The organism is Lutispora thermophila DSM 19022 (assembly GCF_900142105.1).
Taxonomy (GTDB): Bacteria; Bacillota; Clostridia; order Lutisporales; family Lutisporaceae; genus Lutispora; species Lutispora thermophila.
In genome coordinates this window covers 166,479-190,667 of sequence record NZ_FQZS01000005.1, presented here as the reverse complement: position 1 = coordinate 190,667, position 24,189 = coordinate 166,479, and the positions used below count along the sequence as shown (strand labels likewise).

Sequence of the window (24,189 nt, the reverse complement as noted above, 5' to 3'; positions counted from 1 at the left end):
TAAATAATAATATTAATTCGTCACTAAAATAAAAACTCCTTCATTAAATTGTATAAATAATAATACAATTACTATAAAATTTGAATTATTAAAATTATATCACAAACAAAAAATATATAGCAAACTGCTTATACTTCTTTATATGCAATAAATGAATTATTATTTAAGTTTACATATGACATTTGCGGTTTTATTGCTCTTTTTGTTAAAATAATCACAATCATCTGTTATGGGACATATGTCACATTTTGGTTTTCTTGCTTCACAAATTCTTCTTCCATGCCATATGAGCAGATGATGTGCCAATGACCATTTATCCTTAGGTATGCTATACATAAGTTGCCTTTCTGTATCATCGACATTATTGCTATGAGCTAACCCTATCCTGTTAGAAACTCTGAAAACATGGGTATCCACCGCTATGGCAGGAATCCCGAATCCATTGCTTAACACCACATTAGCAGTTTTTCTGCCTACACCAGGCAAAGAAACCAAATCCTCCATATTGTCCGGCACTTCTCCACCGAATCTTGCTATGAGTTCTTGACACATTTGAATTATGTTCTTAGCCTTATTTCTATATAATCCGATCTTTTTAATTTTCTCCTCCAGCTCAGCTTGTGTCATGCTTAGGAAATCTTCAGGAGTCCTATACTGCTTAAAAAGTTCTGCTGTAATCTCATTTACCTTTTTATCCGTTGATTGAGCACTGAGTACAGTCGCTACCAAAAGTTGAAATGTATTTCCAAAATTCAGTTCACATTTAGCTTCTGGATAAAGTTCTTTCAATTTTTCCAATACTATTAGCGCTTTATCTTCTATGTCTCTCAAAATAATCCCCCAATTCTTTCAAACTCATAGAATTTATTATATCCCCAGCTTCCAGCCAGCCTTTACGGGCAATACCTACACCAAATCTAATATTGTTTAAGCCTTCAATACTATGAGCATCAGGATTTATTCCAAATTTAACACCTTTTGATTTTGCGTATTTAATATACCTCCAATCCAAATCCAATCTATGAGGATCAGAGTTTATTTCAATTATTACATCATTTTCTGCTGCTGCATCTATAACAGCATATACATCCATATCACATGCCTCTCTTGCCAATAAAATTCTTGACGTCATGTGTCCCAAAATGGTGGTATGCCTGTTTTTAACAGCATTTATTACTCTAGCCGTCATCTTATCTCTTGACATTCCCAGATTTGAATGAACAGAAGCAATTACAAAATCGAAAAGGTAAAGAATTTCATCATCATAGTCCAGAGATCCATCAGGCAATATATCCGCTTCAATGCCTTTGAATATTTTAAAGTCACTACATTTGGCATTGTATCTTTCAATCTCTTCTATCTGTCTTTTAATATCGTCTTCTTTTAGCCCATTTGCGTAAAAAGCAGAACGGCTATGATCGGATATGCCTATATATGATAAACCCATTCTTCTTGCAGCTTCCGCCATATCTTCTATGCTTGAAGAACCATCACTATAATTAGTATGTATATGGAATGCTCCCTTTATATCCTTATACTCTATTAGCTTTGGCAAACTTCTCTTTTCTGCTTCCTCTATCTCTCCTGTGTTCTCCCGAAGCTCTGGAGGAATATAATCAAGACCTAACGCATTAAATATATCCTGTTCATCTTTACATGGAATCAATTCATCACCTTTAAATAATCCATATTCATTTATTTTTATACCTGCTGCCTTTCCTCGATGCCTAAGGGCTGTATTATGCTGCTTACTCCCTGTAAAATGATGTAAAGCATAAGGATATTGAAAATCCTCTACCACCCTCAAATCCATCATTATCCCCAATTTCAATCTAACTGAAGTTTTTGTATCTCCTTTTGATAAAATTTTATCAACCTCTTCAAAAGTTGTAAAATAATTCATAAGCATCAAAGGCTTATCTGAACTGGCTAGAATATCTATATCTTTAACTATCTCCTTCTTTCTTCTGAGACTTCCGGCTATATCACATCTAATAACCAATGGTGATTCCAACAACTTGTTCTTTATTGATTCTGCAACGCTTACAACATATCCATACAAATATTGACCGCTAAACTTTTTTATATCCTCAATGCCTTTTAGGATTTTACTCTGAGTTTTTTCTCCAAAACCATCCAACCCAATTAATCTATTTTCTTTACAAGCATATTCCAACTCACCAACATTAGTTATTCCCAATTTTTCATATAATACTTTCGCCTTCTTCGGTCCTATACCCTGTATCTTTAAAATATCAAAAAGCCCTGAAGGTATGGAATTTTTAAGATTCTCATAGTACTCCAACTTACCTGTCTCATATAACTCAAGGATCTTATCAGATAATGCCTCTCCTATACCTTTTATTCCTATTATTTTTCCATCAACTATATAGTCACCTATATCTCCTTCTAACGTCTCAACAATTCTCGCCCCATTTGTATATGCTCTAACCTTAAAGGGATTCTCTCCCTTAATCTCCAGCATAAGACCTATTTCTTCCAATATTCTGCTTATTTCCCTCTTATCCATTTTATCACCTCCCAGTTTTATCTACATTTTAGCAAATTTTCAACAGTCATCAATAATTATTTTTTCTTAATTTTGACTATTTTCTATGAACCAAAGGAGAAGCAATCAATGAAAATATAAAATAAACATATATAATTATTTGCAGTTATTGCTATAATTAATACTGAACAAAACATTAATGGAGGAACATGATGAATAATACTGTAAAAATCTCTCTAATAGCTATTAACTCTAAGTTCATCCACTCTAATCTAGCAGTAAGATATTTAAAAAGTTACCTACATAAAAAGGGTATAAAAGCCGACATTTTAGAATTCAGTATAAATGACAGCTTTGATAACATAATAAGAAAAATATATCAAACTAATAGCAACATATTGGCATTTTCATGTTATATTTGGAACAGGGAACTTATCATGAAGCTTGGAGCCAGTTTGAAAAAAATAATGCCTCATTCTAAAATAGTGTTAGGTGGCCCTGAAGTCTCTTATGATATTGAATACACTATGAAAGAAAATCCATGGATAAATTTCATTATATTTGGAGAAGGTGAAGAAACCTTTTTCCAATTTGCCAATAGCTTTATAAAAGGTGATAAAAATATTGATCATCTTGAAGGTTTGGCCTTTAATTCAAATGGAATAATACAAGTAAATAACTCCAGGAGTCCTATATCCGACCTTGATGAAATACCATTTCCTTATAACGATTTCGCAGATTTGGAGCATAAGATAATATATTATGAAACTTCAAGAGGTTGTCCTTTTAAATGCCAATACTGTATGTCATCATTGGAAACCGGTGTAAGATACTTTTCTCTGGAAAGGGTATTTAGAGATATTGATCTTTTCATCTCTAATAAGGTAAAACAGGTAAAGCTTGTTGATAGAACTTTCAACTGCAACAAAAAAAGAAGTATAGAAATAATGGAATACATACTTTCAAAAAAGGGTCATACAAATTTTCACTTTGAAATATCTCCAAAACTCATTGATTCTGATTTCTTATATACAGTAAAAAAAGCACCCAAGGGAATATTCCAGTTTGAAATAGGAATCCAATCTACCAATAATGATACTTTAGAGGCCATAAGAAGATATGAAAGATTTGATGAAATAAAGGAAAAAATATCAGCACTTATTGCTTTAGAAAATTGCCATATACATCTTGATCTAATAGCAGGCCTTCCCTTTGAAGATATTAAAAGCTTTGAAAAATCTTTCAATAATGTTTTTTCATTAAAACCTCAAATGCTTCAACTAGGATTTCTTAAACTTTTAAGAGGTTCTGGACTCAGGATGGATGCTGACAAACACGGAATCCAATATAATGACCATCCTCCCTATGAAGTGCTGTCAACAAAGTGGTTAAGTTATAAGGATATTTTGGATTTGAAGATGATTGAAGAGCTTGTAGAGATTTTCAGCAATTCAGGCAGGTTTAACAAAAGTCTGTCCTATCTTATAGACTACTACTTTAGTAATCCATTTAAGTTCTTTAAAGAATTAGGAACCTTTTATTACAAGAAAAATGCTTATGACAAATCCCTGAAAATATCTGAACATTATGAAATGCTATACTTCTTTGTAAAAAACAACATAGGAATAACTACTATGTTCAATGAGCTTTTAAAATACGATTTCTTCAGTTCCTTGGAAGGCAATATGCCAAGCTTCATAAAAAGATATGATCATTCTCAGATCAAAAATACAGTTAGCAGCTTCTTAAAAAAGGATTTTAATATTGATAGATTTATCCCTGAACTAAAAAATATGGATATAAGACAAAAACTTAAATATCTTAAGTTTGAGATATTCGATATTGATGTGTTAGGTGACTTAAAAGAAGGCAGGTACATAGTCTTGCTTATAAAAAACCCTAAGAGTGATGAAGAAAAAAGAGCTGTATCCTTTGATCTCGATGAGTTTATCGAGTTAAGCTTATAGAGTAACCATTTTCCTTATATATAACATATAATATATTGATGTTTTTTCGGAGGTCATATGGTTCATTTAATGTGTTTTTTGATTTACAAGGCACCAAATAGGTGCCTTAATTTTTCAACATGTCAATTGTCCCCTTTGGCTTTATGATGTCATTATAGAAATTCAAAAAGCAACCTGCTGTAGTCCTCTGAGCCATAGGAAATATTTGTCCAGCAATTCTGTAATATCTTTCTTGCCTATCTCTGATGGTAGAATATCGCCTATATATGGCAATGGCATCTCTAGCATTTTTTTCGATATACATATATGGATTGTCAAGGTAGATGCCATCTTTTATTGCAGCAAAACTCTCAAAATTATCGTGAACCTTTTTTATCCAGTTCTCAAAATTTCTATGGTTTTTTAAAAGATGAACATTACCATGTTGAGGAACAGTAGAATCCTGAACAAGATGTACTGCTGCACCCAAGTAAGTCATAGCCATTTCCTTATCTCCCGAATCCCAATAAACCTTAGCACAACCATAGTAACGGCCAAATCTCTGTCTTGAGTTCTTACAACCATATAATCCCTTATAGGTATAGGGATTGTAAAAATGCTCTCTGCTTTTGAAATCCTGATCTGCCCAATAAACTCCAGTATTTATCTGATGAAGATATTCGCTGAGAAAATCATAGGCTTCTACATATCCGTCATTTTTCATTATTTCCAACGCCCTCTTATTTATAAACATATGAACCTCACATAGAGTTTCAACAAAATATTTTTTAAAAGGATTGATAACCCAAAGTATAGTTTTAAAGCTTTTGCCATATATTCTTTCAATGATATCCATTTTTCTCACTCCATTTACATCATAATTAAAAAATTAAAAGCATACTACAAACTGCAAGATATTAAACACAGTTAGAGTATTATAGATTTCCAATTGATTTTTGAAATGCTATATTGATATGATTTCCTCAATATTTTTCTATATACATTTATTACATTGTGTTATAATTTCATTAAAATGAAATATGATTTTAAACTTACCTGGAGGGATAAATTTGAAAGATCCAAGAATATCTCAATTAGCAAAAAACCTCATAAACTACTCAATAAACATCAAGCCTGGGGAAAATCTTCTCATTGAAGTATTTGATTCAGGTTTGGAGTTAGCTTCCGAATTGATATCAGAATGCTATAAGGCAGGAGGCAATCCATTTGTTACCATAAAAAGCAGAAAAATAATGAAGGACTTGATTAAAGGTACCAATAAAGAACATATGCTGGCCATATCATCTCTGGAAGCGGAAAGAATGAAGAAGATGCAGGCATACATAGGTATAAGAGGTGCACTAAACTCTTCTGAGTGGTCTGATATTCTAGAAAACAAATTGAGCATATATATGAAAAACTGGTCTAAGCCTGTTCATTCTGACATAAGAGTTCCTCATACCAGATGGTGCATAATGAGATATCCCAACAATTCCATGGCGCAAATGGCTGGCATGAGCACAGAAAAATTTGAAGACTTCTTCTTCGATGTATGCTGTCTTGATTATTCAAAAATGGATAAAGCTATGGACCCTTTGAAAGAACTGATGGAAAAAACAGATAAAGTAAGGATCACAGGCAAAAATACTGATTTGACATTCTCAATAAAAGGTCTTCCTGCAATAAAATGCTCCGGCAAGGTAAATATTCCCGATGGAGAAATATTTACAGCACCTGTCAAGGATTCGGTTGAAGGTTACATTACATATAATACTCCTTCTGAATACCAGGGTTATACTTATGAAAACATAAGACTTGAATTCTCAAAAGGAAAGATAGTAAAGGCCACTGCTAATGACACAGAGAGAATAAACAAAATATTTAATACAGACGAAGGAGCCCGTTATGTAGGGGAGTTTGCCATAGGTGTCAATCCCTATATTACAAAACCTATGAAAGATACTCTGTTTGATGAAAAAATCATGGGCAGCTTCCACTTTACACCCGGCAGTTCCTATGACGAATGCCCCAATGGAAATAAATCTGCCATACACTGGGATCTGGTATTTATCCAAACTCCTGAGTATGGTGGTGGAGAAATCTGGTTTGATGATGTGTTGATAAGAAAAGATGGCAGGTTTGTATTAAAGGAATTAGAATGTTTGAATCCAGAAAATTTGAAATAAGTGTAAGAAGTAACAAAAACTTCCTTTGGAAGCATTTAAAACAACCAAGGAAACCTTTCTTGAAATGCTAGGAAAGTATAAAATTATTAAATTTATACTTTCCTAGCATTATAAAAATTGCGATAGAATAACACATCGCAATTTTCTTATTATACATATTATCTTTTTATCACACTATGTACATATCTTTACCACCTACACTAAGTTTTTGCACATATGAACCATACCAGGAACATATCCTAACTTTATGTTCAATGCAAGCATATTCTTATTGTTATAATGAGTTGTAGTTTTTATAGTTTTTACACCTATGTCTCTGCACCATTCTTCTAATAAACCCTTTAGCTTTGTTGCTATACCATGCCCTCTAAACTCCTCTGTCACATACAGTGACTTTATCATAACACAATCAGATGTTTCTTCCATTCTATATGCCCAGATAAAACCTTGGGCTTGCCCTTTTTCGTCCTCTACAATGGTCAGGAATAAATCTTCATCTTTTGTGCTGCGTATACTCCCCATAGTTTGCTCTAATTCTTCATCTGTGGGCTCATAATCAGGTATCCATATTTTTGGTGTATCATTATGCCATTTTGCAATTTGCACCAGGAGATGTTTTAGATTCTTGTCCTGGGAGTTTAATTGAACTTTTCTATATTTCATAGTCAGTCCTCCTAAGCATAGATAAACTTTTATGAAAACACTAGTATTATGATATCATTTCTGCTCCTATAGTGTAAATCCAACTATCTCCAGATTCTGCAGCTGTGCAGTCATTAAAAAAGTATGCCCCTAATCCACTGCGCCATTTTGATGCATTAAACATAAAGTTTTTGTTAGATATGGCTGTATCTTCTATGGTAATTAATAATCCCTTCTCGAAATACATTTTATCCTTATCTATATATCCCTGTTCACATAGTTCATCATAAGTAGATGCAAAAGCTTCCATTTTATAACTATTTCCTATAAGATATATTAGAGCTGCCTTTTCTGTCTCTGTTAGGTTAGTAACTTTCGTAAAATCAAAAGCAAGAATACTGATATTGTAATTCAATCCCGGATCTACTGCGTACAAATCATCTATCACTTTCTTATATAATCCTGCAATATCTTCTCCCTTACTTTTGATAGATACGCTACTAATGGTACCAAGCCTCATAGGAAAACTTTCCATTATGGTTCCGTCAAAAGCTATATCAATTAACATACCTGGCTTTAGATCTGCAATACCTGCATCACTTCCATCAGCATCTTTAATATGTGTATTTTCTATATTCACTTGATAAATATCCGAAGAACTCGCATCCTTAGCCACATTTGCAACTAATAAAGATGTTTCATTGATATCAACAATCTTTGCGTTTAATATTGCTTTACCTTTCTCCTGGAGTTGAACTTTATTTGAACAAGAAACAAGGCTTAGCACTGTCATAAATATCAGGAGCATTATTCTGATTCTCTTCATTTTTTATTCCTCCACAACTTTAATCTATTCAGTATGTTTGACGTACAATGCTCCCGTGTAGTTCCTATGCTTCTTATATAATCAAAAACTCTGACTACGAGCAATCCCATAAAATATAATTCTAATTTGGTCATAAAGATTAAATCACTGAAAGTGACCACAGATATAATGACGCTATAGAACCATAAGGTGAGTATCTCTTTCTATATCTATAAAACTGTTCTTTTGTTAGCTCTTTAAGTCCATATAAATTCATCATTCCCCTGCGAATTGCTAAATCTCCATAACTTACAACATCAGGACGACAAAGTGAAAAAATCAGCATCATTTCAGCAGTCCAAACACCAACTCCATTAAGTGAAGTGAGCTTTTTTATTATCTCAACATCACTTAAAGTATGAAGCAAGTTGAAATCTACCTTGCCAGATAAGGCAGCATCTGCAATTTCTTTTATATATCCAGCTTTTTTTAATGTCATACCACATCTTTGAATATCAGTTAAACTTGCTTCTGCAACATTTTCCGGTGTAATTTCACTAAGAAGATTGCACAATCTGTTCCATACAGTTTCCGCAGCTTTACTTGAAATCTGCTGCCCAACAATTGTTGAAACAAGCCCAATAAATGGATCCGGTATTATCTTACGTTCTATCATCCCAATTTTATCAATAGCTGCACCCAGCTTTTTATCTCTTCTCTTTAAATATTCTATTTCATTTTGGCCATATCTAAAAATTTCCATATCCCTTTGCCATCTCCAACTCAAGTAGTTTCTTCTTCAATTCAATCCCCCCGCTATAACCAGTAAGCCTTCCATTTACACCAACAACACGATGGCATGGAATTAGTATGGGAATTGGATTGCGGCTATTTGCATGTCCTACAGCTCGGGCTGCATTGGGCTTGCCCAGATTGATAGCTAAATCCTTATAGCTTATTGTGGTACCATATGGTATTTCACAAATACTTGCCCAAACTTGTTTCATAAAAACTGTGCCCTCAGGATTAAGGGGCACAGTAAATTTTTTAAGTCTACCTTGGAAATATAAATTAAGCTGCCGATACGTTTCTTTTAATATGGGAGACTCATGCATTTTGATATTTTGAGGTATTCCTTCAGCTGTAAAATACAAATTGGTAATTCTCCCATCTTTTTCTCCAATGCCGATTTTACCGATATCAAAATCGTAAAAAAATATGGACATTATAAGTCACCCCGGTGCTTTCTGTATTCATTTGGTGTATATCCAGTTTGATCTTTGAAACATTTATAGAAGCTTGACAAGCTCTCATAGCCTATAGCATAAGCGATTTCAGGTATTCCTATGCCCTCCTGTTTTAGCAACATTTTCGCTTTGTCTACTCTCACTCTTGAAATATACTGCATGGGAGTCAAGCCTGTATATTGCTTAAAAATCTTTATCAAATGATTTATACTTACTCCAAGCTGCCTTGAAGCATACTCCAAATTAATTTGCTTATTATAAGTTACATGAAATAAATCTATAGCTTTATTAAGAATTTCTAATTCAGGCTCAAAAAACAATTTGTCAGGACGGCATCTTTTGCATGGTCGAAATCCTTCTGCTATGGCCTGGGCTGCGTTATCAAAAAACACTACATTGTCCTGTATGGGAGTTTTAGATTTGCACGAGGGTCTACAGAAAATCATTGTAGTCTTTACTCCATAGTAAAAGATACCATCATAGTTTTTATCACAACTGACAATCGCTTGCCATTTCTGGTAATCAGAAATTGTTTTAGAATTCTCCATAAGTTTCATCCCAATTTAATGTTCATCTATGAATTTTTCAATTCATCATGCCATTCATCAGGTTCATAAGTACCAATTTCTGTTTCTTCTCCGAATAAAAGGTCCACAATATAGCGAGGTCTTTTCCCTCCTATATGCATTGATTTAATACATGAAACACAATATACAACTACATTTTCACATGGCATTTCATTTGCACGCTTTTTCATTTGATCTTTCACTTGTTCTACAGGTAAAGCCCCATAGAAGCTATCGCCACAACAAGTGGCTTTAGTTCCACTATTTTTTGGTTCAACTACTTTTATATTCATTTTTTCAAGAAGTGCTCTTATTGCAGAGTGTACTCTGGTTTCGGTACGAGTTGGACAGGCATCATGTATAGCCATTTCCATACCCTTATAATCAGGAAACGGAAAATTTTTGCTCCAAGCCAATACTTCCCATAGCGATACAGTGGATATTCCATCGTAAAGCTCTCGGTATCGCCTGTCACAACCTGGACAAGTATTTATTACAACTGTATCACTTTCAAGATTAGGTTCATGATTGCAGCAAATCAGGTGTTCAGGAATATCACCTAATTCCTCATTCAAAAACTTAAGTACTTTTTTAGCAAGATGTGGCTTATAAATCATTAATGCACATCCCGGTGCATAAACTTGTTTCATTGTAATCCCTCCAGTAACAGTTTTATTACAAACATATTTTATATAAAATAGAACCGAATTTCTTCCTAAATTTCATTAAGTAATTTTATACTAAACAACATATGATGTAGATTATTTAGTTTCCATTGACTACATAAAGATATTCTATTTAAATAGAAATAATCCCTTCATCTTTCATTCAAATCACCACTTTAATGCTTATATCTATAGAAAAACAGGTATAGGCCATTTATGATTTTTTGAGATGCATAAAAATAAACAGTAGACCTAATCTACTGTTTAGCACTAAATAAATTGTTACTTTGATTGCTCCTCCAAACTTTGCTTTTCATACAAATCATTTTATTTACATCAACACCAATATCGCTTGTAATTACATCAAATTTTGTCATTAACAAAAAATAAATGTTTTTGTTTTCCTCGCTCAAGCATTCATAATTTGCTCGTCCTTTAGCAATTACTATATCCGCCTTTTTATAAGCTTCTCTGAATTCATGGCTTGTCCTATTAAGAACAGTACCAAGAGAACCATCTCCATTATCTATTATATCTGCATATTCGTCAATTCCTACAGCAAATGCGTCTTCAGCTATAGAATCATTTACAACGGGTTTTCCTCTTACTCCAAATAATATCTTAATATTAAAATTCAATTCTTCGATTTTTTTTTATAAAAATCTTATCCATGCAGATTTCTCCGCAATTATCGCCTAAATATAGTAGTATTTTGCATTCAATACATCTTCATCTAGTGTTTTAGAATCATCTATTGCCAGCTGAAACTCTTCCACTTTTTCAAAGCAATTAAAAATATCTTCTAGCAATATATTATGAATAGGATTAAAATCAATAACATTGCCAATAATGGCATATCGCATTGCTAACTGAAATGAGTTTTTGCCCTGCTCAATCTTCTTCTCAAACTCAGGTATCAGTTCTAAAAGCAACTTATTATAGTAGTTTCTGGTCTCCCTATATGGATCTTGATTATTAGTATGGGTTTTTATCATGCAAAAATATCTCCAATAATTTCAGGTGTGGTTGTTTAGAAATCCAATTTACTAAGATAAGTAAAAGCTTCTCTATATAACTCATCTTTTTTATCAACACCTGTAATATTTGCAACTTTAATAACTTGATTTACTACACATGACAAGCATTTATCATGTATTCTCATAATTTCACCTCTTTTCCCTTAAACTGCTCAATAAAATCCCACAAAGTCAAGTTTAATCAGCAAGCATAATTATTAATCTTATACTAATTTCCCACCATACCCAGACTTCTCTTTATTTCTTCAAATCTTTCATCAGAAATTCCAAGCTTCTTCTTGAACCTTTCATCTTCCATTCTTTCAATAATTACTTTATCAGGAGATATTTCCTTAATTATATCCTTTAGCTTCTTGACCGACTCTTCATCATCGTTATAACCCTTGATGATAGTAATTACAAATATGAATTTTCCTTTATACTGCTTATTGAAGGAAGCCATGTTTGAAATATACTCAGCCAATGTATATCCTTCAATGGGCCTTTGAACTTTTCTAAAATCTTCTTCTGTTACTACCTTTATCTCTCCAATAACCTCATCACATTTATTTGCAATATTCTTATATTCATCTTTGCCTAACAAATATCCATTTGAAAGCAATCTTACAGGCAAACCTTTGGATTTTATAAGTTCAATGACATCGTCAATCCTATCATTTACAAAGGCTTCTCCCTTGGAGTTTATGAAGACTAATTCAGCTTTTGAAATTTCTATAATCTTATCTAATTCCCTTAATGCACTGTCCATTCCTTCAAAAGACTTTTGAGTATCTACCTTGTTTTCAGACCTTCCTATGGGACAAAATATACAATCAAAATTACAATACTTTTCCGGAAGTATATTTATCTCTAATACCCTTTTTCCATCTTCAATGTAAATATCTTTGTAGCTAAATCTATTCATTGCCTTCTTCTCCCCTTTACATTATTGATATCTCTTTATTGTTTATATCAAGAATTGAAATTTTACTTGTTCCGCCCAAATTTTCCTGTACCATTTGTGCTAAATCTCTCAAAGCACTCCCTAGATCTTGTAACCTTTTTTCATCCACTAACTCGATGCACAAAAAAGCATTTCTAGTGCTTTCAGTAAGCATGGTTCTTACTGATTCACGCCAGTTCCAGCATCTACAGATTGCTCCAGCATTGTCTTTATATATTATCTCTCCTTCATAAGGAGGCTCGCTTTTATCGCTTCCTAATGTAATGAAATCTTCATCTCCAACTGCCTTAGTCAATCTTATATCTCCAACAAACTTATCCATATCCTCACCACCACAAGGTAGTGCATATCTCAATGAAATAGAGTTATAAATATCTACTAAAGGATTAATGGTCCCTAAATGGTTCCCATTATGGATCCTCTTCAATAATGCCTCAATGGATGACCTTACACCTTTCTTGGTTTTAAACTTTTTAAATGCTTCTCTCCATACTTGTATAACCTCATTGCTGCTAAACTCCGGATTGCTCAAATATTTCAGTGCTTCTTTCTCTGCATCGCTAATCATAGCCTTGTATTTCTCTTTATCTTTTATTGAATTATCTATATCATGGCAAACGACAATTCCAATCTTTGCATCAGGAAACAGGTTCCAAAACTCATCTTCAACTATGAATTTTTTCATTAGATTACCTCCTAATCTCTCTATCAGTTTTCATAGTATTATAACACAATTCCATCAATCATATTTTCACATCTCGTTTTGGAAAATACAATTAATGAGAAGATACAACCTTTAACCCTGCTATTCCAACTACAATAAATCCGATACATATTACCCTCAGGGCATTAACAGGCTCTTCAAACAGCATTACTCCTAAGATTGCAGTCCCTACTGTACCAATTCCAGTCCAGATGGCATATGCAGTCCCTAATGGAAGACTCTTTAAGGATAAGGATAGGAAATAAAAGCTAGCCATCATTCCCAGAATTGTAAGTACACTCGGCAATAGTTTTGTAAACCCCTGAGAATATTTCATTCCTATAGCCCACACCATCTCAAGTAGACCTGCAATGATCAACATTAGCCATTCCATATTTTCACCCCATTATCTTGCTTAAACAAAAAAGCCTAGGTGATATCATAAAATATCTCCCAGGCTTTTATCCCTCCGTGGTCACAGCACAAGCTGTGTGTTTTATCTTGGACCAGACCAGTTGTACTAAAACTGCGGAACCCTATAAAACATTTGACTATTCAGTTTTTATTTGTACCAAAATAATAGCAAAAAATATATAACTAGTCAATATCCACTTATATATTGAATAATGTCAACTCCTATAGCAATATAGTTATTCATCTGCATATACTTGCTTTAGAAAATGAAATATAAGCTTTTTTGTGTAAATCAATAATACTTTTTCATCTTTTCTTTTATAGCATATTGATAATTTTACTCCTTATAGGTAGTACTGATACTCACTTATGGTAATGGATTATTTGTAGCCATAGCTAAGTTTCAATCCCTCATAGGTAGTTTAGATACACGTTCACATATCATATTTACTTGATTCTTATTTCACCATGCTTATATTGTTTGCAACAGGTAAAATTTCTATAACTTGATTTTGGCTGATTTCATACTCTATCGAAGTCTCATGTTTTTTGCATGATTACAGGTCGATAGAAATAACAGACACAAAAATCTAATTATAATTTTGCAATGCACTCAAATATATGCCACTTCTTGTCTTTAGTCATTCCATTTTCACCCATGCAAGTTCCAAGTTTCTCTTTTTCCAAAAATTCAAGAATCGTAAAACCTGTGAAAAGAGATGCAAACTCTTCCTTATCCATAAATGTCATATCATCTGTTTCCCTAAACCACTCATCTCTGTTTCCAAATATATTAATTCCAATGACTGAATGCTTTTTTAATTTATGTCTAATATTGCTCCAAAGTATATAAAAGTTTTTTCTGCTCAAGAATGACAATGTCAAACTGGAATAGAAGCAACCTATTTCTTTAAATTCAAAATCCATAATATCTGATTCTATAACAGTTATTCTATCTTTGATGTCAGATAAACTCTTCAATCTATTTTCAAGAACTTTTGTTTCTTTGTCTAGTGCAATTACCTTATAGCCTTGTGAAGCAAAAAAAATTGCATCGTTACCTGCACCACTTCCACAATCCAAAATTAAGCAATCATTATTTATATATTTTATTATTTTCTTTGCCAACTCTCTTGGTGGTTCTCCCTTGGTTATTTTATGAAATTGCTCTGATGACATTTATTTTCCTCCCCTTGACTAAAAAACCGACTAGCCTTATATAAAGCCATTGGAAATTTAATTGCATCTAAAGAATAAAAGCAACTTAGCCAGTAGGGTATTCTCACCATGGTTTATTATGCCTTCAATATGTATATGTTTTATTTTTTTATTAAGGAACCTTTATGGTATATATATTGCTCTGGTTTATTAGGCTCAAAATATACTTCAAGCAACTTCTTATCTGTATCTTTCAAAACTACCGATTCTGCGCCAATTGATTCATTGATATCAGATGCATAAACTCTGCCTTCCTTCAGAATGTATATCCTTGCTTCCGAAACTGTACCTAGAGTTGAGACAATTTCATTCTTGCCATCATCGTCTAAATCGATTTCTATGGCATTACCATTTATCTGTATAATAGACTCTTCCGGTTTTTTATGAAAAAACCAATAGTATACCTGAGCATAATTTGCACCCAATATTCCGTAAATCTTTACAGCTTTCTTCCCGAATACCTGTACTTCCTCAATTCCAATTAAATCTTCCGGAGTGTTCTCCATTGACACTTGTCCTACATAATAATATTTACCATTTAGATTAATACTGCCTTTTAGTTCATTATTTTCTCTATCAATAAATATAAAGGCGCTAACTCCCTTATCAATAATTTTTTCTTTAACTACACTTTTAATATCATCGGGATTGAGAATTTCTACTTTTTCATTGCCTATTTGAAAAAACTCTAATGGACATTCATTATTTTTACTATTACATCCATTGAGTAAAAAAGTTAAAGTCAATATTACTGTCAATAAATTAATTCTCATAATGCCCCTCTTTGTTTTATTTCCAATCAGCCTGATTTCAATATGGTTTAACTATAAAACCAATAATATTATAACCAATGAATATCTATTAAAATATCATTCAATTTTCTCAGAATCGAAAGATTTAAGGCCATTATCATTAATTTTTGTTTCAATCACTTTGTTGTATAGAAAAGGCTGAATCTCCGGATATGTTAGATTATTTGGCATATTACTGAAAAGCTCAATCTTCTCAATCTCATCTTCTAACCTGTCTTTAAAAGAATGAACTTCTGCATAAAACAGCATTCCAAAAGTTTCGTCTCCTTTACTATTGACACGGCTCTTTCCTGTTACTGAATATACAGAAACAGGTTCAAATTCGAAATCAATTGCCCCTGTTTCTTCTTGTAGTTCACGTTTTGCAGTATCAAATATAGATTCACCTGTTTCTCTATGACCACCAGGTATTTCATATGTATCTCTTTCTTTATGTTTGCAGAAAATCCATTTGCTATCGTATCTAGCCATAATTACCGCAAACTTCAAATTTTCATCCTCAATCTCATCATAAAATTTAACTTCTAGATTCATATTGCATCCCTTCTTTACTAATTATTCGATATTTTCCCTACCAAATATATAAACTTATATCAGTTTTGATTCAATTTATAGTATGTGCTAACATAATAACTATGGTCTATGACACACGCCATTGTATATTATTTCTGCTGCTTCTTTGCCGGAAATATTGCTAGCATCAATTTTCTGTGTATCCATTTCAAAATAGTTTTGCAATCTTGCAACACTTCTTTTAATGATATCTTCGCTCCTTATTCCCATCTCTATGTCCTTTTTAATTCGCGAAATTAATGGTTCTTCTGAACACACCAGGGAGTATTTATACAATTTGCAATCATTTTTATTTAATCTGGATAATACATCATCAATAATATTTTGCTCATTCATTACCCAACAGGAAATAATATTTTCATATACTGAACATGTAATAAAGTTATTTATAAGATATGAGATATTATCCAATACCATATTCTTTGTTTCATCATTCACAATAAAAGGAGACGCGTCCCAATACCAATCATCATCAAGAAAAACACAATTTGGCAAGAGTAACTGCAATTCTCTGCATGTTGCTGTTTTTCCCACGCCCATGGTTCCATTTATGAAAATAGGATTTTTCACATTACATTCTCCTAAGTTATGATTTCAAATAATGTCATTAGAAACGATTTTATAACATCTGAATATATATTTTATAATTTCTGCCTTTTGAGTAACAAAATCTTTCCAATACTTAATAATAGAATCTATCTTAATCCATATCTAATTATCCTTTTTCAACTATAATTTTGCTTCCTAAGCATGCTATTTTATAAAAATCCGTATATTTTTCTTCTACCATATTAACATATTATACATAATGAAAATCCTTCCAAAAAAATACTTAATTGCTTGCATATTACAATTGCTGGTTCATAACATAAACTATGCATTATAATTATAACTACCATTACTTACTTTTGCACCCAATTTTAATCATAATTTAACTAAATCTTGAACCATAGACCATTTATGCTTATAGTATTCCTTGTCCTTTTGAGACATTTTGCTATAGCTTCTTACCAAGCTGCTATATCGATACATTCTCAATTCCCACTTAAGTGAGGTTAGCAGCAATGTTAACTAACAAGCCATTTTATTCAAGCTTTGCTAATAAGTCATTATATGCTTCCAAAGCCCATTGATGAAAAACTTTCATATCTTTTCTATTATCATGCAAATATTTCAAATATGCAAAAGCTCCTTGTTCCAAAGATTTCTCTAAACCATTAAAGATATCTTTAACAAAGAATTGATTATGTCTATTGTCTCATGAAATCTTATCAGCTACAAACAATATCATGTCCATAATATCCGCATTTGCCTTCAATGTAGAATGACATTCTATAGCACTTAAAGCCTCTTTGTCTTCTACAGAAAATAGTTCTGCTGCCATAACTTTAGATATTTTCGAATGTAAAAGGGATGGATCTATGTGTTCTTCGGGCAAAATGCTTATTCCAAGTTCATTGCAAATAGCAATCTTCTTATCATCAGAAAACAGATTACATAGATCATGCAAACAACCAGCTACAAATGCCTTGTGTTCATCCATTCCAAAATTATATGCATTTTTTGGCTTCATGGTCTACTTTCATGGAATGTTCTGCAATATCCTGACGCTCATAAAAATTGAATAATTCCACCATATCTTTTTGGATATCTCCAGTTATATTAATTCTCATCATTAAATCTGATAAAATTTTACTCAATGATTTACCTCCTTTTTCTATAATAACATAACCAGGGCAGACATCCATAAAACCACGCCTAATTAAATTTAACTTTCTCACGAGATCGAAAGAATTTTACAGGTCATTTCCTAATTCTTTGCACATCTACCAGTTCTTTGCTGTTAAATGATAGTTTGTATATATCCGGCATTTCCAGTTCACTCCAAAAGCTGAATCCATACTTTTTATCAAAATAATTCATGATTAGCACCATGATGTTACCATGTGTACCTACGACAAAGTTTTTCCCCTCATTGCTTTCTAATAACCGTATTGTGGCATTGACACCTCTTTTTTGAGCCATTCGGTTTGATTCTCCACCATCCCATGAAAAATCAAAATCTTGCCACAGCTTTGTAATGGCACTAGTAAAATCTTCTACAGGCTTTTCCGATAAAACTCTTTCTTTGAATTCATCAACTATAACGATATCTTTATCTATGTATTTAGCAATACCTTCCACAGTTTGCATTGCCCGTTTATATGGACTTGAATATACACGATCAATATTTTCCCTTTTAAGCAAATCAGTTACAATCTGTGCATCAAGCAAGCCCCGTTGAGATAATGGTCTTCCTAATTCATCTGGTGTATATATAGAATGAGCATGCCTGACAAAATATATATGAGTCTTCATCCAATCACCTCATTTCAGTCTCCTCTTTGTATTTATTGGAATATTTTTAACAAGTAATATCTACTTTATTTTTAAAGAAAATATCTTATTAATGCAAATATCAAATCTAATTTGTTCAATCACTAAAATTATATTATTTTTGATTTCAATATTAAATTTTTAACATCTCTATAACCTAATTTACCATAAAAATTATTATGCATTTCATCATTTACAACTTCCATTTGAATCAAGAATGCACCAAGCTCTTTAACTCTTCTCTCCAGTTCTTTCATAAACATTGTTCCTATTCCCTTTCTTTGATACCTATGTGAAATTACTATTTCAATCAGGTCATAAGACTTTCCATCATCATATTGTACGAAGTATCCCATTGCAAATCCTATAATTGAATTATCAATACTGAGGGTAAGGCCATATGAATCTTCAGTTGTAACAACCTGATGTATTCTTTTATATGCTGTTTCTTCTGTCCATTGTGCCCCCTCAACCTCATTATAGTATTCTATATAAAAAGGAATGGTTTTCTCAATATCACTTACCTTTAGTATGTCATATTTCATATGTTTACCCCTTTCCAATTCTTATGTTTATTCTTATTTCTTTTCTCTTTTGAACACAAATACCATCATAGAACCAAATGCACCTACACACTGAAAGTTGACAAGCTCCCAGCCGTCTTTTCCATACTGTTCAAAAACTCTATCACTTTTTCTTTTTAAGGTTTTTTCAGCATCAAAAAGACTATTGAAAGTTACGGTTGTGTACTCCCACATGATTGATCCCTTTTCACTACATAAATAATATTTAATTCCACAATATAACACCATTACGCAAGAAGTTCATATTGCTATATCAGCTATAATAACATAGTCAATAGGGAACTAAAAGCTCCTTCTGATAACCTGTTCCACACCATCTTCGCAGCATCCTAACAATATATAAGCTGGTGTATATATTTATACTTCAATTTCCATTCCATCATAAGAAAAGGTAATATTTAAAAATGCATATTGTTTTTCCAACTGGCAATATTCATCATATGATATACCATCGGATTCTTCCAAATGAGTAAATATAGTTCTTTTTGGCTGATAGTGTTCTATCAAAGGAATGATATCTCGTTTAAAGTTTGTGCAAACATCATCAATGTAGTTTATATACCCACAACCTAGCAACATAACATCAATTTTTTTAAAACATCCATATTCTTTGGAATATGCATTGCATGGCATGGGCAATAAAAAAGCTTTTTATTATTTTTCTCAATTAGATATCCACAAGCAAACTTATTATCCAGCGTGATTTGCATAACTAATATATCATTACCCTTTATGGTTTCATCACTATTTAAAGTGCGATATCCTGCTTGTTCAAACAGATTAAGTATGGGTGTTCTTTTATTGAAGCTGATATCAATACCGCTTTTAGGATGATTTACAATTATGGGATCAAGTTTATCTGCTTTTTCTTCCCTTATTTCTTCAATAATTCTACAATCCATAGTGTGGTCAGGATGAAAGTGTGTATAAAAAATGTAAGAAACAGAATAAATATCAAAAGAATTTAATTCCTCGCTAATACATTCAAGAGTATCAAAAACTGCATGTATATCATATAAATACAAACTTTGGGTTCTTCTCTTATATGGAAACCCCTTTATTCTTGCTTCTGTACATACTCTTCAATTACAACAGGCTCTTGGAATTTGCTGCATTCCGCCACTTCCTAAAACCTTAAATCTCATTTTTTCACTTCTTGTCATCCAAATAATACTTACTTTGCTATTTTATACCGATGCACATTTAATTAAGACAACAAAGCAAGTTACCTTTATGCTGCAGATTTCACAGCTATATATGCTTATATCTACTTTGAAATTTATCAACGATAAACTCTCTAAAAGCATAAAGATCATCTACATCTTTTTTCCCTCACCTATCCAAAGTTACTATCATACTCCCAATTAAAGAGATTAACCCTATTAGAGGAATTATTACTTTATTCCTTCTAAAAGTTGCAATATATAAGAATTTTCTATAATCATCTTTTGTAATAGTTGTATTTATAATCATTCTAGGCTGCTCTATATTATACCCCCTGCTGCTTAATCGCATATTAGACACGTTCCTTTACTATGGCATCGATAATTGGTGCAATTGCATTTCTGTTTGTAAAATCAACCACTTTGCCATAGGTAGAAATAATCCCCTTAGTATCATCATCAAGTTTCTCAGCCTTTTTAAATTTTACCGATTTTATCAATAGAAACATCAAAAATCGATCAATAAAATTCATTTTTTTATAGTTAAGTCCGCCTCTTAACAGAAAAAACTCCACATTACCCTTCATTTCATCCGTAAGGTTTTGTGTTTTAACCTCTTCTATTGCCTCATCTTTTTTTAAAGTAGCACCAACTGCAACCACAATCAGTTTTTTATCACGAAACTTGAAATAATTATTTCTTATAAAAGAAAATCCAAGTATACCACCAGCATAAATTCCACCACAATATACAATAGTATCAAATTCTCCTAATTTATCTAACTTTATCTCATTAACTTTAAAAATGTCAGCACATGTATCTTCCGCAATCCATTTTGCATATTTTTCTGTGCTTCCATATTTAGATTTGTACACAACAGCTACCTTCTTCATTATCCACCTCACAAAATTAACTATTATTACACATAAATGTGGATTACTCAACGACTTTATATTCCTTATATCTGCTACACTAATATATTCCATACAAAATTGAAAATCCTTTCTGATAATCTGCTTCACGATCTGAAAATTCATATTTCATAGTCTTCAATCATTAAAGCTTATTTTTATCAAATACATATAAACACTCTCTTAAAAATCTAAAAACAGTAGACATAAGCTACTGTTTACTTTTTAAAAAATGAAGTTTTATTACAAATTGAAAATCTATCGGCTATGTACAATAAGATTACAATAAAAGGGCATGCAAACTATCTTAGCATAGGTCAGTTCTAATTTGACATTATATGAATTACATTTCAATTATAAAATAATATAAGATAATTGATTTCAAAGTCAAAAATACTCATAATTAATAATATCAAATCTCCCTATTTATTTTATTGCTGAATATAACTCATATTATTAGCGTTAATAACTCCAGATTGATATTTTTAATTATTTATACAATGATACTTTTATACCAAGTTGGAACAGGATTCTTCAAGCTATCATACCAATTAAACACATCCGTTGCTTGATTTATCATTGTGTCGAGTTCTTTTTGTCCGAAAGAAACTGCCCAGGAAATAGATGAAAGTGTGTTGCTTGAAATATATAATATTAATAATCGCCAAAAATCCAACGACACATCATTATCAAAGTAACCATCTAAGATTCCTGAAGCAAATAAGGGTGCTTTTTGAGCGCTCCAAACAATACAATTGAATTCCTCCCAAGGATCTCCGTAGTCATAACGATTAAAGTCTATAATTTGCAGATTTCCATCATTGTCGATCATCATATTTCCGATATGATAATCTCCATGATGAAAGCATTGGGGATGGTATTTCAGTAACTGGCGATTTGCATTTATATAATATATAAACACTTGTCCCTTTTCATATTTTATAGGGCATTCACTGTACATTTTAATATTTCGGTCAATTTTACCATTAAAGCGATTTTCCCAACTTTCTTGTATTAATAAAGCAGGAATAGAATGAATTTTTTTCAGTATCCGACCTGCCTCAAGTCCATAAACATACTGCTCTTTATCAGGGAAATAAGTAATTTTTTCTTCAGCATCTTTTCCATCTATCCAGCTGTGTAAAGAGTATACAACATCATCACAAGTTCCGAATTCAATAGGCTGGCACATAGGCACACCAAGAGCCGCAACTTGTTGCATCATTTCAAATTCAACTTTTTTACGGTTATAATTTTTTCTGGGAAAAATGCGTAATAAATATTTTGTGCCATCTGCTCCAATAGCACAATATTTCTTATCCTCTGACCAACCTTTTGTAATTGGTATCAATGATATAAAATTAAATATTAACGTTTACATTCACCTTTAATAACAATAAAGAAATTACGCATTAAAAACATCTCCTTTGAACTAACAATTTTTAATAGTTTATTTCGTGTGATTCTTCTATTACCATGCATATTTTACTGATGCGTTCAATTTAACAAGGTTCAAAACAAGATCTTAAGGTCCTTTAGCAGCATTTGCTTAATAGATGTTTTTTATAACCACATGGGACTTCACTCGAGACCTAAATATAAGTCTCCAACAGATTTTGAAAAGTTGCTTTTTATTGCTTAATTACAAATTGAATAGATACAAAGAAAACTAGCCATTCTTTGTATCTATTTTTTCTGGGTAAGGTCATTTTCTACACAACCATATTATCCTTGATTAAGTCAGAACATTTATCTGTAATATATTCTAATATCCTTATACTCTGTTTATAATCATCATCTATCTCTAAAGAATGCACTGCATTTTCTACCTGAATCAAAATAATATTACTATGGTTTGCCAACTCATTTCTAGCATTCTTTGTCAGCCATTTATCTTTTGTTCCCGTAAAAACTATACATTCATTTTTTACTATTTCGTTTACATGTGAATCAATAGGTGTATAACATATATGTTTAACTCTTTTACTGTCTAATTGCCCTGCAATTCTCAAAGAAAAAAAGTGTCCAATACTTTTGCTTAAAAAAAATCCTTTCATATTCTTCTTTTACACAACGGTTAATAACCTCATGACATTCAAGTGTTACTATATCCATTATTTCAGGTTGGGCTATCGTGGCATAATCAACTCTATACCCGTATTCTAAACTCAAAACATCGCAGACAGCCAGCAAAGCCGCTTTCCTTGTATAGTGCAAGGTTGGTACATCTGTGGTATTATCTCCCCCTGGAAAAAGTATCGCTATATTCTTACCACCTTCGCTATGTGCCAGAAACATGTTATTAACTGTTCTGCCAAAACTTAAATTTAGAGTAATCTCACTTCTATTTATCATCCTATTAACCCCCTCCTATAGATATAATATATTATAAACATTTATGCTAATGATAATTTTCTACTTTTGTATTATACAATATAAATTGTATGTATTGATATATTAATTGGATTCTTACTTAATCCATTTATGACCTTTGGCATATGCCATTTTATAACATTTACAAAACAATCATATCTTTCTTTATCGAGTTTGTTTATCACCATATTATAATCATATTGATAATCACTATTTTTACTGTTTAGTGATTTATATAGTAATATAACTTCAGGAACAAGAATGCTTATTTCGCCCTCAACACCAATTTTAAAGCCGAAATTATCCGCCATGCAACCATCTCACTTTTATGCAAAATAAAAGACACTTATTTTTCAAAGTGCCTTAATTTATACCTTATTCATTTATGTTAGCATAAAGGATCTTTCCGTATTGCCTTTTGAAATCATTAATTAATCTTTTTTCTAATAATGCATTCTAATCATCCTTGCATACACATCAATAAATAAGTAATTCTCAGTTTTTATCATACTACCT

General features: G+C 32.0%; 30 protein-coding genes, 1 pseudogene and 1 riboswitch. Of the genes and pseudogenes, 2 read left to right on the top strand and 29 right to left on the bottom strand.

What is annotated here, in order from left to right; all coding sequences use genetic code 11:
* Window positions 1-159: 159 nt before the first annotated feature.
* Together nth and polX are read right to left on the bottom strand one after the other, a co-directional pair.
* Complete coding sequence (nth, locus tag BUB48_RS04120; protein WP_073025016.1) at window positions 160-822, bottom strand: endonuclease III; 663 nt, start codon at window positions 820-822, stop codon at window positions 160-162.
* Window positions 812-2,530, bottom strand: coding sequence for a DNA polymerase/3'-5' exonuclease PolX (gene polX, locus BUB48_RS04115; protein ID WP_073024850.1), 1,719 nt, complete (start codon window positions 2,528-2,530; stop codon window positions 812-814). The genes nth and polX overlap by 11 nt, the downstream gene beginning before the upstream one ends.
* 188 nt (window positions 2,531-2,718) lie before the next feature.
* Here polX and BUB48_RS04110 point away from each other — a divergent pair, with 188 nt between their 5' ends.
* Window positions 2,719-4,476 (top strand): B12-binding domain-containing radical SAM protein, encoded by a 1,758-nt coding sequence (locus BUB48_RS04110; protein WP_073024848.1) that lies wholly within the window; start codon window positions 2,719-2,721, stop codon window positions 4,474-4,476.
* A gap of 106 nt (window positions 4,477-4,582) precedes the next feature.
* Here BUB48_RS04110 and BUB48_RS04105 read toward each other — a convergent pair whose 3' ends face one another.
* Complete coding sequence (locus tag BUB48_RS04105) at window positions 4,583-5,311, bottom strand: zinc dependent phospholipase C family protein (protein WP_073024846.1); 729 nt, start codon at window positions 5,309-5,311, stop codon at window positions 4,583-4,585.
* Window positions 5,312-5,525: 214 nt separating this feature from the next.
* Here BUB48_RS04105 and BUB48_RS04100 point away from each other — a divergent pair, with 214 nt between their 5' ends.
* Window positions 5,526-6,641 carry an aminopeptidase gene (locus BUB48_RS04100; RefSeq protein ID WP_073024844.1) on the top strand — a complete coding sequence of 372 codons (1,116 nt, stop codon included), beginning with the start codon at window positions 5,526-5,528 and terminating at the stop codon, window positions 6,639-6,641.
* Window positions 6,642-6,836: 195 nt separating this feature from the next.
* Here the strand turns inward: BUB48_RS04100 and BUB48_RS04095 are convergent, their stop codons facing one another.
* The 26 genes and pseudogenes from BUB48_RS04095 to BUB48_RS03975 all read right to left on the bottom strand — a co-directional run bounded on the left by BUB48_RS04095 (window position 6,837) and on the right by BUB48_RS03975 (window position 23,984).
* Window positions 6,837-7,304, bottom strand: coding sequence for a GNAT family N-acetyltransferase (locus tag BUB48_RS04095; protein ID WP_084524357.1), 468 nt, complete (start codon window positions 7,302-7,304; stop codon window positions 6,837-6,839).
* A gap of 46 nt (window positions 7,305-7,350) precedes the next feature.
* Complete coding sequence (locus tag BUB48_RS04090) at window positions 7,351-8,109, bottom strand: hypothetical protein (protein WP_073024842.1); 759 nt, start codon at window positions 8,107-8,109, stop codon at window positions 7,351-7,353.
* Between the two features lie 139 nt (window positions 8,110-8,248).
* Window positions 8,249-8,851 (bottom strand): DNA-3-methyladenine glycosylase family protein, encoded by a 603-nt coding sequence (locus tag BUB48_RS04085; protein WP_073024840.1) that lies wholly within the window; start codon window positions 8,849-8,851, stop codon window positions 8,249-8,251.
* Window positions 8,838-9,314 (bottom strand): methylated-DNA--[protein]-cysteine S-methyltransferase, encoded by a 477-nt coding sequence (locus tag BUB48_RS04080; protein WP_073024838.1) that lies wholly within the window; start codon window positions 9,312-9,314, stop codon window positions 8,838-8,840. Before BUB48_RS04080 ends, BUB48_RS04085 begins: the two co-directional genes overlap by 14 nt.
* Complete coding sequence (locus tag BUB48_RS04075; protein ID WP_073024836.1) at window positions 9,314-9,883, bottom strand: bifunctional transcriptional activator/DNA repair enzyme AdaA; 570 nt, start codon at window positions 9,881-9,883, stop codon at window positions 9,314-9,316. Before BUB48_RS04075 ends, BUB48_RS04080 begins: the two co-directional genes overlap by 1 nt.
* Window positions 9,884-9,909: 26 nt before the next feature.
* Window positions 9,910-10,551: a (Fe-S)-binding protein gene (locus tag BUB48_RS04070; protein ID WP_139249905.1), complete on the bottom strand. Its 642-nt coding sequence runs from the start codon at window positions 10,549-10,551 to the stop codon at window positions 9,910-9,912.
* 272 nt (window positions 10,552-10,823) lie between these two features.
* A pseudogene (locus BUB48_RS04065) lies at window positions 10,824-11,561 on the bottom strand (damage-control phosphatase ARMT1 family protein).
* 35 nt (window positions 11,562-11,596) lie between these two features.
* Entirely contained in the window at window positions 11,597-11,728 is a 132-nt protein-coding gene (locus BUB48_RS18795) for a hypothetical protein (RefSeq protein ID WP_278308941.1), read from the bottom strand.
* Window positions 11,729-11,811: 83 nt separating this feature from the next.
* Entirely contained in the window at window positions 11,812-12,507 is a 696-nt protein-coding gene (locus BUB48_RS04060; RefSeq protein WP_073024834.1) for a radical SAM protein, read from the bottom strand.
* A gap of 16 nt (window positions 12,508-12,523) precedes the next feature.
* Entirely contained in the window at window positions 12,524-13,231 is a 708-nt protein-coding gene (locus BUB48_RS04055) for a B3/B4 domain-containing protein (RefSeq protein ID WP_073024832.1), read from the bottom strand.
* 91 nt (window positions 13,232-13,322) lie between these two features.
* Window positions 13,323-13,643 (bottom strand): quaternary ammonium compound efflux SMR transporter SugE, encoded by a 321-nt coding sequence (sugE, locus tag BUB48_RS04050; protein ID WP_073024830.1) that lies wholly within the window; start codon window positions 13,641-13,643, stop codon window positions 13,323-13,325.
* A 54-nt stretch (window positions 13,644-13,697) separates the two neighbouring features.
* A riboswitch (guanidine-I (ykkC/yxkD leader) is annotated at window positions 13,698-13,800 on the bottom strand.
* Between the two features lie 457 nt (window positions 13,801-14,257).
* Window positions 14,258-14,842 carry a class I SAM-dependent methyltransferase gene (locus BUB48_RS04045; RefSeq protein ID WP_073024829.1) on the bottom strand — a complete coding sequence of 195 codons (585 nt, stop codon included), beginning with the start codon at window positions 14,840-14,842 and terminating at the stop codon, window positions 14,258-14,260.
* A 140-nt stretch (window positions 14,843-14,982) separates the two neighbouring features.
* Entirely contained in the window at window positions 14,983-15,654 is a 672-nt protein-coding gene (locus tag BUB48_RS04040; protein ID WP_073024827.1) for a hypothetical protein, read from the bottom strand.
* A gap of 96 nt (window positions 15,655-15,750) precedes the next feature.
* Window positions 15,751-16,227 (bottom strand): NUDIX hydrolase, encoded by a 477-nt coding sequence (locus BUB48_RS04035; protein WP_073024825.1) that lies wholly within the window; start codon window positions 16,225-16,227, stop codon window positions 15,751-15,753.
* A gap of 99 nt (window positions 16,228-16,326) precedes the next feature.
* Entirely contained in the window at window positions 16,327-16,836 is a 510-nt protein-coding gene (locus BUB48_RS04030) for an AAA family ATPase (protein ID WP_073024823.1), read from the bottom strand.
* Window positions 16,837-17,524: 688 nt separating this feature from the next.
* Window positions 17,525-17,839, bottom strand: coding sequence for an HD domain-containing protein (locus BUB48_RS17510; protein ID WP_084524356.1), 315 nt, complete (start codon window positions 17,837-17,839; stop codon window positions 17,525-17,527).
* A complete protein-coding gene (locus tag BUB48_RS17975; RefSeq protein WP_175548352.1) occupies window positions 17,817-17,966 on the bottom strand; it encodes a hypothetical protein in 150 nt (49 codons plus the stop codon). Before BUB48_RS17975 ends, BUB48_RS17510 begins: the two co-directional genes overlap by 23 nt.
* 103 nt (window positions 17,967-18,069) lie before the next feature.
* Complete coding sequence (locus BUB48_RS04020; RefSeq protein WP_073024821.1) at window positions 18,070-18,624, bottom strand: histidine phosphatase family protein; 555 nt, start codon at window positions 18,622-18,624, stop codon at window positions 18,070-18,072.
* 128 nt (window positions 18,625-18,752) lie between these two features.
* The gene (locus tag BUB48_RS04015) at window positions 18,753-19,187 is read right to left on the bottom strand and encodes a GNAT family N-acetyltransferase (protein ID WP_073024819.1); all 435 of its coding nucleotides are present in this window, start codon (window positions 19,185-19,187) and stop codon (window positions 18,753-18,755) included.
* 33 nt (window positions 19,188-19,220) lie between these two features.
* Window positions 19,221-19,400: a DUF4177 domain-containing protein gene (locus BUB48_RS04010; RefSeq protein WP_073024817.1), complete on the bottom strand. Its 180-nt coding sequence runs from the start codon at window positions 19,398-19,400 to the stop codon at window positions 19,221-19,223.
* A 395-nt stretch (window positions 19,401-19,795) separates the two neighbouring features.
* On the bottom strand, window positions 19,796-20,251 hold the full coding sequence (locus tag BUB48_RS04000; protein ID WP_073024813.1) for an MBL fold metallo-hydrolase: 456 nt from the start codon (window positions 20,249-20,251) through the stop codon (window positions 19,796-19,798).
* A gap of 491 nt (window positions 20,252-20,742) precedes the next feature.
* A complete protein-coding gene (locus tag BUB48_RS03995; protein WP_073024811.1) occupies window positions 20,743-21,282 on the bottom strand; it encodes a flavodoxin domain-containing protein in 540 nt (179 codons plus the stop codon).
* A 511-nt stretch (window positions 21,283-21,793) separates the two neighbouring features.
* Window positions 21,794-22,651 carry an aminoglycoside phosphotransferase family protein gene (locus tag BUB48_RS03990; RefSeq protein ID WP_242944154.1) on the bottom strand — a complete coding sequence of 286 codons (858 nt, stop codon included), beginning with the start codon at window positions 22,649-22,651 and terminating at the stop codon, window positions 21,794-21,796.
* 361 nt (window positions 22,652-23,012) lie between these two features.
* Window positions 23,013-23,312, bottom strand: coding sequence for a hypothetical protein (locus BUB48_RS03985; protein WP_073024807.1), 300 nt, complete (start codon window positions 23,310-23,312; stop codon window positions 23,013-23,015).
* Complete coding sequence (locus BUB48_RS03980) at window positions 23,284-23,655, bottom strand: hypothetical protein (RefSeq protein ID WP_073024805.1); 372 nt, start codon at window positions 23,653-23,655, stop codon at window positions 23,284-23,286. The genes BUB48_RS03985 and BUB48_RS03980 overlap by 29 nt, the downstream gene beginning before the upstream one ends.
* Window positions 23,656-23,726: 71 nt before the next feature.
* Window positions 23,727-23,984 carry a hypothetical protein gene (locus BUB48_RS03975; RefSeq protein ID WP_073024803.1) on the bottom strand — a complete coding sequence of 86 codons (258 nt, stop codon included), beginning with the start codon at window positions 23,982-23,984 and terminating at the stop codon, window positions 23,727-23,729.
* Window positions 23,985-24,189: the final 205 nt, after the last annotated feature.